Annotated in this window: 13 protein-coding genes and 1 other RNA gene; 6 read left to right on the top strand and 8 right to left on the bottom strand. The window is 65.6% G+C overall.

What is annotated here, in order from left to right:
* Window positions 1-120: 120 nt before the first annotated feature.
* The 6 genes from ACOIX3_RS39605 to ACOIX3_RS39580 form a co-directional block, all read right to left on the bottom strand.
* Window positions 121-1,587, bottom strand: coding sequence for a methyl-accepting chemotaxis protein (locus ACOIX3_RS39605; protein ID WP_420967405.1), 1,467 nt, complete (start codon window positions 1,585-1,587; stop codon window positions 121-123).
* Window positions 1,568-1,879 (bottom strand): hypothetical protein, encoded by a 312-nt coding sequence (locus ACOIX3_RS39600; protein WP_420967404.1) that lies wholly within the window; start codon window positions 1,877-1,879, stop codon window positions 1,568-1,570. The genes ACOIX3_RS39605 and ACOIX3_RS39600 overlap by 20 nt, the downstream gene beginning before the upstream one ends.
* Before the next feature lie 157 nt (window positions 1,880-2,036).
* Window positions 2,037-2,537, bottom strand: coding sequence for an Lrp/AsnC family transcriptional regulator (locus ACOIX3_RS39595; RefSeq protein WP_420967403.1), 501 nt, complete (start codon window positions 2,535-2,537; stop codon window positions 2,037-2,039).
* A 76-nt stretch (window positions 2,538-2,613) separates the two neighbouring features.
* Window positions 2,614-3,561, bottom strand: a complete 948-nt coding sequence (locus tag ACOIX3_RS39590) for a sugar kinase (RefSeq protein WP_420967402.1) — start codon at window positions 3,559-3,561, stop codon at window positions 2,614-2,616.
* 80 nt (window positions 3,562-3,641) lie between these two features.
* Complete coding sequence (nudC, locus tag ACOIX3_RS39585; RefSeq protein ID WP_420967401.1) at window positions 3,642-4,592, bottom strand: NAD(+) diphosphatase; 951 nt, start codon at window positions 4,590-4,592, stop codon at window positions 3,642-3,644.
* Window positions 4,593-4,598: 6 nt separating this feature from the next.
* The gene (locus ACOIX3_RS39580) at window positions 4,599-5,018 is read right to left on the bottom strand and encodes an HIT domain-containing protein (RefSeq protein WP_028335945.1); all 420 of its coding nucleotides are present in this window, start codon (window positions 5,016-5,018) and stop codon (window positions 4,599-4,601) included.
* Between the two features lie 110 nt (window positions 5,019-5,128).
* Between ACOIX3_RS39580 and ffs the strand changes: the two genes are divergently transcribed.
* The 5 genes from ffs to ACOIX3_RS39555 all read left to right on the top strand — a co-directional run bounded on the left by ffs (window position 5,129) and on the right by ACOIX3_RS39555 (window position 8,718).
* Window positions 5,129-5,225, top strand: an RNA gene (gene ffs, locus ACOIX3_RS39575) — signal recognition particle sRNA small type.
* A 112-nt stretch (window positions 5,226-5,337) separates the two neighbouring features.
* A complete protein-coding gene (locus ACOIX3_RS39570; RefSeq protein ID WP_420967400.1) occupies window positions 5,338-7,194 on the top strand; it encodes a DNA polymerase III subunit gamma/tau in 1,857 nt (618 codons plus the stop codon).
* A gap of 21 nt (window positions 7,195-7,215) precedes the next feature.
* Window positions 7,216-7,536 (top strand): YbaB/EbfC family nucleoid-associated protein, encoded by a 321-nt coding sequence (locus tag ACOIX3_RS39565; RefSeq protein WP_018269493.1) that lies wholly within the window; start codon window positions 7,216-7,218, stop codon window positions 7,534-7,536.
* Complete coding sequence (gene recR / locus ACOIX3_RS39560) at window positions 7,537-8,142, top strand: recombination mediator RecR (protein ID WP_420967399.1); 606 nt, start codon at window positions 7,537-7,539, stop codon at window positions 8,140-8,142.
* Window positions 8,143-8,289: 147 nt separating this feature from the next.
* Window positions 8,290-8,718 (top strand): hypothetical protein, encoded by a 429-nt coding sequence (locus ACOIX3_RS39555; protein ID WP_420967398.1) that lies wholly within the window; start codon window positions 8,290-8,292, stop codon window positions 8,716-8,718.
* A gap of 306 nt (window positions 8,719-9,024) precedes the next feature.
* On the opposite strand, the gene ACOIX3_RS39550 is transcribed toward ACOIX3_RS39555, so the two are convergent.
* Together ACOIX3_RS39550 and ACOIX3_RS39545 are read right to left on the bottom strand one after the other, a co-directional pair.
* Window positions 9,025-10,395, bottom strand: a complete 1,371-nt coding sequence (locus tag ACOIX3_RS39550) for an AmpG family muropeptide MFS transporter (RefSeq protein ID WP_420967397.1) — start codon at window positions 10,393-10,395, stop codon at window positions 9,025-9,027.
* Window positions 10,396-10,698: 303 nt separating this feature from the next.
* The gene (locus ACOIX3_RS39545; protein ID WP_420967396.1) at window positions 10,699-11,907 is read right to left on the bottom strand and encodes a DNA recombination protein RmuC; all 1,209 of its coding nucleotides are present in this window, start codon (window positions 11,905-11,907) and stop codon (window positions 10,699-10,701) included.
* Window positions 11,908-12,077: 170 nt separating this feature from the next.
* On the opposite strand from ACOIX3_RS39545, the gene def reads away from it, so the two are divergent.
* Window positions 12,078-12,605, top strand: a complete 528-nt coding sequence (gene def / locus ACOIX3_RS39540; protein WP_076864526.1) for a peptide deformylase — start codon at window positions 12,078-12,080, stop codon at window positions 12,603-12,605.
* The last annotated feature ends 91 nt before the right edge of the window (window positions 12,606-12,696 follow it).

The raw sequence follows: 12,696 nt of genomic DNA, 5'->3' as shown, positions 1-12,696 counted from the left end.
GCGCACTGCTCGCCGATCGTCATTGCCGGGCTTGACCCGGCAATCCATCTTCGAACGACTCTTGTGAAGATCGATGGACACGCGGGTCAAGCCCGCGTGTGACGGCCTATCTACACGGCTTCACGCCGCCCGCAGCGAGGCCAGGAAGCGGTCGAGCTCCGTCTTCAGCCATTCCGACTGCGACGACAGGCCGTTCGCCGCATCGAGCAATTGCGCGGTGGCGCCGCCGGCCTGCTCGGACGCGCGGTTGACGTTGAGGATGCCCTTGTTGACGTCGCGGGTGCGATCGGCGGCCTGCTGCAGATTGCTGGAGATCTCGCGGGTCGCCGCGCCCTGCTGATCGACGGCGGCCGCGATCTCGCCGGAGACCTGGTCGATTTCCGCGATGGTGGTCCCGATAGTGCCGATTGCGCTGACGGCAGCGCCGGTCGCGCTCTGGATATCCTGGATCTGAACCGCAATCTCCTCGGTCGCCTTTGCGGTCTGATTGGCCAGCGCCTTGACCTCGCTCGCGACGACTGCGAACCCGCGGCCATGCTCGCCGGCGCGCGCCGCTTCGATGGTTGCGTTCAGGGCGAGCAGGTTGGTCTGGCTGGCGATGCTCTGGATCAGGGTCACCACCTCGCCGATCTTCTGCGTGCCGGCGGCAAGACCTTGCACCACGGTGTTGGTGCGGCGCGCCTCGTCGGCGGCCTTGGCGGCGATCCGCGCCGAGCGCGTCACCTGCTCGGCGATGTTGTTGATCGAGGCCGTCAGTTCCTCGGTCGCCGACGCCACGGTTTCCACGTTGCTCGATGCCAGCGTCGATGCGGAGGCGGCAGCCGTTGCCTGACGAATGGTTTCCGCGTTGCTGCCGTCCATCGTCGCCGACAGGCCCTGCATCGCGTTCGCCGCAACCGCGACGGCCTCGACGACCTCGCCGATCTTGCGCTCGAAGCCTAAGGCGAGCTCGCGCCGCGCGGCATCACGGTCGTGCTTGGCCCGTTCGGCCTCGATGCGTTCGGCATTGGCGCGCGCTTCGGCGGCACTCGCAGCCTCAGCCTCCGCCGCCTTCAGCGCCGACGTCTTGAACAATTCGGCGAGCGTGTGCGCGAGCCAGACCAGCACGCCGGCCTCGATCAGCAGGATCACGGCGTGGAGAACGACGCGGCCGAAATCGGCGCCGCCGGGATAGATCGCGGCCGGCAGGACGAAATTCAGCGTCAAATGGTGCAGGGCAACCGCAACCGTGCCGGCGACGATCGGCCGGTAGTCGCAATAGGCGACCAGGCACGCCAGCGCGGCGAAGAAGTACATGTGCATGTCGACCTGCCAGCGGTGGCCCGCGAACTGGTAGACCAGCATCGATACGCCGGCCATCAAGGCCACGGCAACGATCAGTTGCGTTGAGACGCCGTTGCCCGACATCCGCCACGACACCGTCGCGGCGAGCGCCATCGCGACCATGAAGCCGGCCGGGATCAGCCAGTCGGTGTGGAGCGTCATGCCGACGATGACCGCGATCGGAACGTGCAGCCACAGCACCACGAGCAGGATCTTGCTGGCCGTCTCGCGCAGCGTGGCCATTTCATCGCCTTCGAAGGTCATTCCCAACCTCCAGATCGTCGTCCGCCTTGAAGCAGCCAGCGATCGCCTGCGGATCCATGGTCAGCAAGGCGCCCGCCTCATACAGCCGGCTCAGCCCGCCATCGCGGTCAGGCCGCACCACCAGCAGGGCCGGAATGGCGGTCATCCGAACGATCGACGCATTGGCGGCAGCGGCGGCCGCCAGTGCGCGCTCGGCACGCCACCACGGCGGAAAAGCCACGGCCACCACGTCGGTGCCCGCACGCACCTGCAACGACAACATCGCGATCGCGATCCAGCTCGCAATCAGCAATGCAGCCGCGCCTGGCCATGCGGGCCGTCGCCTCGCTGGGATGATCTCCCCCGGCTCCATCGCAGCAGAATACCGCCGCTGGCGCTAACTTCCGGTAAATGCCGGACAGGCGGACTACCTGGGGGCGTATCGACTATCGTGGGATTGTGCGTGGCACTTACGCCGCGGGCACCGGCAGCGCCGTCACCGATTTGATCCTCTCCATCGCGAAGCGCGAGGTGACGTTCTTCAGCGGCACGGCCGAGATCAGCTTCTTGTAGAACACGTCGTAGGCCTGCATGTCGGCGACCACGACGCGCAACATGTAATCGACGTCGCCGGCCATCCGGTAGAACTCCATCACCTCGGGCATGGCGCTGACGGCGTCGGCGAATTTGCGCAGCCAGGCTTCCGAATGGTCGGCGCTCTCGACCGAGACGAACACCGAAATCCCGAGCCCGATCTTGTTCTGATCGACCAGCGCCACGCGGCGCAGGATGACGCCGTCGGCCTCGAGCCGCTGGATGCGCTTCCAGCACGGCGTCGACGACAGCCCGACCCGGTCGCCGATTTCGGCGACGGAGAGCGAGGCGTCCTCCTGCAACACGGTCAGGATCTTGCGATCGATGGCGTCGAGGCGGCGGCTGTTGTCATGAAGCTGAATGGCGACATCGGTCATAGAAGAAAGTTCCACATGAAGGTTCAAACTCCCTCATATAGAGAAAAATCTTCCAAATCAAGCGGGTCGTGGCCGGTCAGGCCGGCCGCGCGTCGGCGTGTTCGCCCAAAAACGCTTCAACTTCAGTACGTTGCGGTGCGGCATAAGCGCCCCCAAAGCGGGTGCATTTCAGCGCTGCAGCGGCCGAGGCAAAGCGGAGCGCCTGCCGCAACTCCTGCTTCTCGGTGATGGCGAGGGCAAACGCCCCGTGGAAGACGTCGCCGGCGCCCAGCGTGTCGACGGTATGCACCGGGAAGGCCGCCGTCTCCTCGAGCCCGCCCTTCTCGTTGAGCCAGATCGTGCCCTTCGGGCCGCGGGTGCCGGCCAGGAAGGACGGCGTGAGCTTGGCGAGCTTTTGCAGTGCCTGGCCGTCGTCGGTGACGTCGGCGGTCTGCTGCAGCGGCTCGCTGGAGAACACCAGATGGGTGGAGGCGGTGAGCAGTCCTTCCCGCATCGACATCGCGCGGTCGACGTCGACCACCACGGGAATGCCGCGTTTGACCGCCTCGGCGCACAGCTCGGTGCAGAACGGCGCGCAGCGGCTCTCGGTCAGGATCGCCGCGCAATCCTCCAGCAGCAGCTCGGTCGGCGGCAGCTTGACCTTCCAGAGCTCGGGATCGCGGAAGGTGACGATGGTGCGCTCGCCGGTGTCGTCGATCATGATCGCCGAGATCGGGGTGACCAGGTCCGGCATGTGGATGAGATGGTTGGTCTCGATGCCCTCCTCGGCCATCTTGTCGAAGATGAAGCGGCTCGAGGTCTCCCGCGAATCGCCCATCGGCCCGCAGATCGAGGCGCGGCCGCCGAGCCGGGCGATGCCGATGGCGGCGTTCAGCGCGTTGCCGCCGCAGATCTCGTCGAAATGGGTGGCGTTCTCCTTGGAGCCGCGCGCCGGAACATTGACGCGGAAGGTCAGGTCGCGCACCGGCAGGCCGATGCAGAGGATGCGGGGCGGGACTTTCGGGGCACCGTCTTGAAAATTCATGAAGGGGTCCGTCGCAATGGTTCCGTCAACTGCCACAAGCTGTGTGCAGGTCTAATCGGCAGAACGATGTCCGGTTCCCGCTATTGGTCCAACGGATTTCGGTGGTGCACCCAGCGGCCGAGCAAATGATGGGCAATCGCGAACGGATGCGGGCCGGCCAGGCCGTCGGGATGCTGGCGCTTGAGCATCAGCGTCGCCTCGGCATGGTCGAACCAGCGTGCATCCTCGAGCTCGGTGCGGTCGACCACGATGTCCTCGTTGGTCGCCCGCGCGGTGCAGCCGATCATCAGCGATGACGGGTAGGGCCAGGGCTGCGTCATGTAATAATTGACGTCGGTGCAGCGGATGCCGGACTCCTCGAAAATCTCGCGCCGCACCGCATCCTCGATGGTCTCGGCGGCTTCGACGAAGCCGGCGAGGCAGGAATACATCCCGGGCATGAACTGCTTCTGCCGGCCGAGCAGCACCTTGTCGCCCGAGGTGACCAGCATGATCACGACCGGATCGGTGCGCGGAAAGTGCTCGGCCTTGCAGCTCGGGCATTCGCGCTTCCAGCCGCCCTCCTTCATCGCCGTGCGGGTGCCGCAGTTCGCGCAGAAGCCGTGGCGCTGGTGCCAGGTCACCATCGATTTCGCCATCGCGATGGCCGAAAGCTGCTCCGGCGGCACCACGCCCTGCATCGCCATGCCGCGCAATTCGGTGATCGCAACATCAGGACGCCCGACCAGCTTCTCGGCCGCCTGCGGCGCGATCCCCATGCCGAAGATCGGCGCGGCATCGCGCAGGCCGAGGAAAATCGTGCCGGGATTGGCGCCAAAGCCGCGGGCCTCCTCCAGCGAGAGCAGGGCGCGGGCCCCGCCGTCCTCCTGCTTCACGACCAGCGAGTCGCGATAGATCACGTAGGCTCTGGCCTCGCGGTGGCCTTCCAGCGCGAACAGCTTCTCGTCATTGCCGCGCAGATGCGCGGCGCGGTCGAGCACATGGGTGACGAAGGCCGGCTGGCCGAGCGGAAAAGAATCGGATGCAGACATCGAAAATCAACCCAACCAGATCTTGCGGCGAAGCGCGCTGATGAAATTCTGCACTTCCTCGGCGTCATGCGCCAGCGGCGGCATTACGCCCCAAACGGGACGCGGCCATGCAGCGTCGCTGGTACGGCGCGCGATGACGTGGACGTGCAGTTGCGGGACGAGGTTGCCGAGGGCTGCGACATTCAGCTTGTCGCACTTGGTGACCTCTTTCAGGGCCCGCGAGACGCGGGTGATCTCCGTCATCAGCTGCGCCTGCTCGACCTCGTCGAGGTCGATGATCTCGACCGCGCCGTCGCGCCGCGGCACCAGCAGCAGCCAGGGATAATGCGCATCCTTGATGACGAGCACCTTGCACAGCGGCAGGTCGCCGATGTCGATGGTGTCTTTCTTGAGCTGCGAATGCAGCGACCAGTTGGAGGCGGGCATGAGGGGCAAGTAATGCCTTTCCGTGTTCCCAGACAAGCCCCACAAAGCCAGCCTTACAAAGCCGGTCAGGCCGCTTGCTTTCCGACGGTTTTGGCCCCAAATAGGGACCGGGAGATTGGCGGTGGACGAGCCACTCGCCAACCGGGTCAGGTCCGGAAGGAAGCAGCCCTAACGAGGTCCGGATCGGGTCGCTCGTCAGTCTCCTACCTGTTTTTCCGAGCGAATCGCGCTGGAATGGCGGTCTCCGCGCCCGGCGCTCGATTTTGGCTCCTATCCGCACGCCGGCCGAAGAGACAATTCCCTAGTTGCGGATCGATGCATGAATGACGCTGGCGACCCCTCCCAACCGTCCGACGGCGCAGGCAAAGCAAGCCTTGACGGCGGCTTTGATTTGGGTGGCGCGCCTGATGCGGCCAAGCCGTACCGCGTTCTCGCCCGCAAATACCGCCCCTCCAGCTTCGAGGATCTGATCGGCCAGGAGGCCATGGTCCGTACCGTCTCGAATGCGTTCGAGACCGGGCGGATTCCGCAGGCCTGGATCCTCACCGGCGTCCGCGGGGTCGGCAAGACCACCACCGCGCGCATCCTCGCCCGCGCCTTGAATTACGAAAAGCCCGACGGCTCGGTGAAGGGGCCGACCATCCACATGCCCGACCTCGGCGTGCACTGCCAGGCGATCATGGAAAGCCGGCACATGGACGTGCTGGAGATGGACGCCGCCTCCCACACCGGCGTCGACGATGTCCGCCAGATCAATGACAGCGTGCGCTATGCGCCGGCCAGCGCGCGCTACAAGGTCTACATCATCGACGAAGTCCACATGCTGTCGACGGCGGCCTTCAACGCCTTCCTGAAGACGCTGGAGGAGCCGCCGGAGCACGCCAAGTTCGTGTTCGCCACCACCGAAATCCGCAAGGTTCCGATCACGGTGCTGTCGCGCTGCCAGCGCTTCGATCTGCGCCGGGTCGAGGCCGACGTGCTGATGAAGCATCTCGGCAACATCGCGGCCAAGGAAAACGTCGAGGTCGAGCCCGAGGCGCTCGGCATCATCGCGCGCGCGGCCGAAGGTTCGGTGCGCGATTCGCTGTCGCTGTTCGACCAGGCGATCGCGCATGCCGCAGGCCTCGTGAAGGCCGATGCGGTCAGGCAGATGCTCGGCCTCGCCGACCGCACCCGGGTCATCGATCTCTTCGATTCGCTGGCGCGCGGCGATCTCGCCTCAGCTTTCGCCGAATTCCGCGCGCAGTATGATGTCGGCGCCGATCCGGTGGTGGTGCTGTCCGACCTTGCCGAGTTCGTCAACTTCGTCACCCGCGTGAAATTCGTGCCGGGAACCGCGGACAACGTCGCGTTCGGCGAGACCGAGCGGGTGCGCGCGCGCGAATTCGCCGCAAAGCTGTCGACGCGGGTGTTGTCGCGGATGTGGCAGATGCTGCTCAAGGGCATCGCCGAGGTGCAGACCGCGACGCGGCCGGCCGCTGCCGCCGAGATGGTGCTGGTGCGGATCGCCTATGTCGCCGACTTGCCGACGCCGGATGAGGCGATCCGGATGATGATCGAGCAGAATGGCGGCGGCGCGGCTGCCGCGACGTCGGGCTCCGTCGCATCGTCAGCGCCGCGCGGCGCGCCCGCCTCGACGATGTCGGCGATGTCCTCAGTGCCGGCGCGCGCGCCGCAGGGTGCGCCGCGCGCCGATCTCGCCGCGCGTCCGCAGATGGCCGCGCCGGTCGCCGATGCCGCGCCGGCGCTGCGCATCACCAGCTTTCCGCAATTGATCGCGCTCGCCGGCGAGAAGCGCGACATCATGACCAAGAGCGCGCTGGAGGCCGATGTGCGGCTGGTGCGCATCGAGGATGGCCAGCTCGAGATCGCACTCGAGCCGAAGGCGCAGCGCGCGCTCGTCACCGATCTGTCGCGCAAGCTCGAACTATGGACCGGGCGGCGCTGGACCGTGATCATCTCCAACGCGGCCGGCCAGCCCACGGTGCGTTCGCAGAACGAATTGGCGCGCAGCGAGCATCAGCGTACTGCCGAGGCCGATCCGCGCGTGCAGGAGGTGCTGGCGCGCTTCCCCGGCACCAAGGTGGTCGAGGTCCGCCGCCTTGCCGCAGAGGTTCCGGTCGCGGATGCCACCGGCGAAGACCCGATTGAAACTTCCGACAGCGACGACGATTGATCTGGCGATAGGAACGCACGCATGGCTGATTTTCTCGGCATGATGAAACAGGCAGCGCAGCTGCAATCCAAGATGCAGGAGATGCAGGAGCAACTCGGCAATGTCGAGGTCGAGGGCATCTCCGGCGGCGGCCTGGTCGCCGTGCGCATGACCGCGAAGATGGAAGTGAAGGGCATCAAGATCGATCCGTCGCTGATGAAGCCGGAGGAGCGCGAGGTGCTCGAGGATCTGCTCGTCACCGCGCATGGCGATGCCCGCCGCAAGGCCGAGACGGCGATGCAGGAGAAGATGATGGCACTCACCGGCGGGCTCGGCCTGCCGCCGGGATTTGGTCCGACTTAAATGGCTTCGAGCGTTGCCGGCCCCGAGATTGAACGCCTGATCCAGCTGCTGGCGCGGCTGCCCGGGCTCGGGCCGCGTTCGGCGCGGCGCGCGGCGCTGCATCTGATCAAGAAGCGCGAAGCCCTGATGACGCCGCTGACCGCGGCGCTGCAGGTCGCGATCGACAAGATCCAGGTCTGCAAGACCTGCGGAAACATCGATACACAAAACCCCTGCACGGTGTGCACCGATCCGCGCCGCGATCCCTCGATCATCGTCGTGGTCGCCGATGTCGCCGATCTCTGGGCGCTGGAACGCGCCAATGCGACCAATGGACGCTATCACGTGCTCGGCGCAACGCTGTCGCCGCTCGACGGCGTCGGCCCGCAGGACCTCACCATCGATCAACTGGTGGCGCGCGCGCATGCGCCTGAGGTCAGCGAGATCATTCTGGCGCTCAATGCCACCGTCGATGGCCAGACCACCGCGCATTACATCACCGACCTGTTGTCGGAGGCCAACGTGCGGGTGACGCGGCTGGCGCATGGCGTGCCGGTCGGCGGAGAGCTTGATTACCTCGACGAAGGTACGCTATCGGCTGCGATGCGGCAGCGGACGCTGTTCTAGCAAGCGATCCGGGAGCCGGACGCGGCATTGTTCGCCAGGCGATCGGCGACAATCCAAAAAGATCGCGCCGAAACAAAATGATAGGGTGGATGACGATTTGGGGACGGTCATCCACGCTCTGACGAATCAAGTACGGAACCACTGCAAATGACGACACACCGATTCGGCGTACGCTTGGCCGTTGCGCTTCTGGCGGCCACATTCGCCGCGCCGTGCGCGCTCGCGCAGCAGAGCGACGCGCCGCAGAAGCCCGGCAAGATGATCCGGGCCGGCGACGTACTGTCGGGGGAACTCGGCGTCATGAAGGTGCGCGACACCAAGAACCGCGGCAAGCGCGTCGCGACCTACCAGATCACCAGCGAGCCGCGCCGATTGCCGCCGCCGAACGGTCTCTGCAACCTCGAAACCGGGCCGGAAACCTTTCAGCTCGTTCCGACCAACGACGCCCAGGCCGCGCAGCTCAAGAGCCTCTCCGGCAAGGCCATCTCGGTGAAGGTCGACGAGATTGCCTGCGCACAGGACGCCGGCGAGATGAGCGAAGCCATCGTCACCAAGTGGAGCGTGGTGGCGAAGTAGCTGCCCCAATTGCGGCTCCCGGCTGCGCGGGTGATGACACCGCGCTGTTTCTTGAGTTGCGACCCATCCTCATCGTCGTCCTGGCGAAGGCCAGGACCCATAACCACCGGCCTTGGTTGTCGGATGGATTGTGGCCTCAACGTCGCGCAACAATTTGCATTTGGGGTATGGGTCCTGGCTTTCGCCAGGACGACGCACGGAGGGAGCCCGTAGCCCGGATGGAGCGAAGCGAAATCCGGGACAGTTTTGCAAATTGAGAGACTTCCCCGGATTGCGCTTCGCTTCATCCGGGCTACGTCGGCTGGGCTAAACCCTGACCGGCCCCAATTCATCGAAATGCCCGCGTCGCTGCAGCCAGGCGAGCAGGATCAGGCTCGGGATCGCGACCAGCACGCAGATCACGAAGAACATTTGCCAGCCGACGGCCTTCGCCACATAGCCCGCGCCCGACGACAGATAGGTGCGGCCGACCGCGGCGAGCGCCGTGAGCAGCGCGTACTGGGTCGCGGTGTGCAGCGGATTGCGGCACAGCGCCGACAGGTAGGCGACGAAGATCACGGTGCCGATCGCGCTGGTGAAATTCTCCGCGGTGATCGCAAGCGCGAGCGCCCATTGATCGACGCCGACATGCGCGAGCCAGGAGAACGAGAGGTTAGCGACCGCCTGCAGCACGCCGCCGATCCACAGGCTGGTCGCCAGCGAATAGCGCCGCGCCACGAAGCCCCCGGCGAAGCCGCCGATCAAGGTCGCGGCAAGGCCGACGCCCTTCACGATCGCGGCGTAATCGACCTTGGAAAAGCCGATGTCGATCACGAACGGCGCCGTCATGGTGCCCGAGAACGCGTCGGTGAACTTGAACAGCACCACAAAGGCGAGCGCCGCCAATGCGTCCTTGCGGCTGAGGAACTCGGAGAACGCGCCGAGCGCCGCGTGCAGCACGCGTTCGGCCGCGGTCTGCGCATGCGTGGCGGCCTCCGCGCCTTTCGATTGCGCCGGCTCGGTCGCAGCCAGCGCCGTGACGATGCCGATCACGACCAGCGCGGCCATCACCACATAGCCCCACATCCACGCCGACGGGCGTGCAAGGCCGGCGGACTCGAAACCGCTGACGATGAACAGCGCGCCGGCGGTCGAGACCAGCATGCCGATACGATAGGCCGCGACATAGGACGCCATGCCGGCGGCCTGCTCGCTCTCCGGCAGGCTTTCGACGCGGAAGGCATCGACCACGATGTCCTGGGTCGACGAGGCGGTTGCGACCATCAGCGCGGCGAACGCCGCAAACCATGGCGACCGCGCCGGGTCGGCCAGCGCCAGCACCAGGATCGTCGCGATCAGCAACAGCTGCGAGAGCAATAGCCAGCCGCGGCGGCGACCGAACACTTGCGTGAACAGCGGTACGTGCAGCGCATCGACCAGCGGCGCCCAGAGGAATTTCAGCGTGTATGGCGTGCCGATCAGCGCGAGCAGCCCGATGGTGCCGAGATCGACCCCTGCCTCCTTCATCCACACCTGCAGCGTCGAGCCCGACAGCGCCAGCGGCAGGCCCGAGGAGAAGCCGAGCAGCAGCACGATCAGGACGCGCGGCTGCAAGTACACGGCGAAGCTGTCGCGCCAGGAGGTGGCGGCGGGGGCGGTCTTTTCCGGCTTTGTCGCGGTCGCTTCGGGCGCGGTCATACCCCCTGTTAGCAGATTCGAGCCGCAAAGACGGTGTCATCGCCCGGCTTGACCGGGCGACCCGGGTGAACGCAAGGGTGACCTCCAATACGCATACCGGGCGGTCCCCTCACGCGTCGTCCCGGCGCAGGCCGGGACCCATACGCCGCGGCGGATGTTGTAATCGGGATTCGCCGTTCCAGCGCCGCACCACAACAAACCATTTGTGGTTATGGGTCCCGGCCTGCGCCGGGACGACGATGAGGATGGTTCTCGATTCAAGATGTCAAAAGCGCGGTGTCATCACCCGCGCACGCATCATGGTCACTCCCCCGCCTGCAGCTTGCGCGGGGCGGGGAACAGGTCGGTGGCGGCGGGCTTGACGAAACGCGGGACCTCGATGGGGGTCTCGGATTTGCTGAAGTCGAGTTCCTCGATGCGGCCGGCGCGTTTCTCGATCTTGTCGGCGGAGATCAGGATCTGCCTGACGTCCTCGTTGACCTGGCCGAAGTGATTTTGCAGCTTGAGCACGCGCTCGCGCAGGCGGCTGAGGTCGTCGCCGAGATGCATCACTTCGTTGCGGATCTGGTCGGCGGCGTCGCGGATGCGGGCATCCTTCAGGATCTGCTGCATCACCTGGATCGCCAGCATCAAGAGCGAGGGCGACACCAGCACGACGCGGGCGCGATAGGCCTTCTGGATCACGTCGTCGAAGCCGTCATGGATTTCGGCATAGACCGATTCCGACGGCACGAACATCAGCGCGGTGTCCTGGGTCTCGCCCGGGATCAGGTACTTCTCCGCGATGTCGCTGACATGCTTCAGCACGTCGGCGCGCAGCCGCTGGCTGGCAAATTTGCGTTCCTCGTCGCTGCGCGCATCGTGCAGCGCGGTCATGGCCTCCAGCGGGAATTTCGCGTCGATGCAGAGCGGACGCTGGTCGGGCAGGAACACGACGCAGTCCGGCCGCTTGCCCGTGGTCAGCGTGTACTGGAACTCGAACGAGCCCTTCGGCATGCCGTCCTGGACGATCGCCTCCATCCGCGCCTGGCCGAACGCGCCGCGCGATTGCTTGTTGGCGAGCACGTCGCGCAAGGTCGTGACCTGGGTGGTGAGCTCGTTGAGGTTCTTGTGGGCGTGATCGATGATGCCGAGCCGCTCGTGCAGCACGCGCAGCGAATCCATCGTGTTGCGGGTGGTCTGTTCCATCGATTGGCCGACCCGGTGGGTCACCGAATCCAGCCGCTCGTTGACCGCGCGGGCCATCTCCGCCTGGCGGCCGGCCAGTGCCTGCCCCATCGCGTCGACCCGCCCTGAGGCCTCGCTCTGGGCCCGCAGCATGTCGGCGAGCCGCTCCTCCAGCTCGTCGGCGCGAATGGCCTGGGCCATCGCGAGTTCCGCGCCGCGCCGGCTGGCGCGCGCGATCACCATTGCGATGGCAAGCAGCAGGACCAGCGCCAGCGTGCCAAGGCCGATCAGCGCGTCGGAGACACGGAGGGGAAGGTCGCCGATCGTGAGCAGAATCTCGTTCATGCCGGCAGTTGTAGCCGATTCGGCGCCGCCACCGAACGAAAAGGGAACATTTATGGTAAACAGTCCCTTAAATTCCTTGGTTAATCTTCCGTGAAGAAACGTGGTTAAGGCTGCGTTAACCGGTTCCTGAGCGCATTGACCCCATGAAGTCAGCAGCTTAAATCGCCGCCATGGCATTACGAGAAATCATCATCCTGCCGGACAAGCAGTTGCGTCTGGTGTCGAAACCAATCGAGAAGGTGACGCCGGAGATCCGCAAGCTCGCCGACGACATGCTCGAGACCATGTATGACGCGCCGGGCATCGGCTTGGCGGCGATCCAGGTCGCGCAGCCGCTACGGCTGATCACGATGGACCTCGCCAAGCGCGACGAGAACGGCGAGACCACGCCGCAGCCGCGGGTATTCATCAATCCGGAGATCATCTCGCACTCGGAAGAGCTGTCGGTCTACGAAGAGGGCTGCCTGTCGATCCCCGAATATTACGAGGAGGTCGAGCGCCCGGCGCGGGTGCGCCTGCGCTTCACCGACCTCGACGGCAAGCTGCACGAGGAGGATGCCGAGGGGCTCTATGCCACCTGCATCCAGCACGAGATCGACCACCTCAACGGCGTGCTGTTCGTGGACTACCTGTCGAAGCTGAAGCGCGACCGCGTCTTCAAGAAATTCGAGAAGGCCGCCAAGCGCGCGGCGGAGTGAGTGGCGTGAATAGCGTTTCCGCTTGCACGATGCGCTCTCTCCCCCCTTGTGGGGGAGAGCTGGAGAGGGGGGTAGCCGCAAACACCGCCGT

Source organism: Bradyrhizobium sp. B120 (assembly GCF_049075665.1).
Classification (GTDB): domain Bacteria; phylum Pseudomonadota; class Alphaproteobacteria; order Rhizobiales; family Xanthobacteraceae; genus Bradyrhizobium.
The sequence above is the reverse complement of the archived record's forward strand: the minus strand, read 5'-3'. Positions and strand labels throughout refer to the sequence as shown.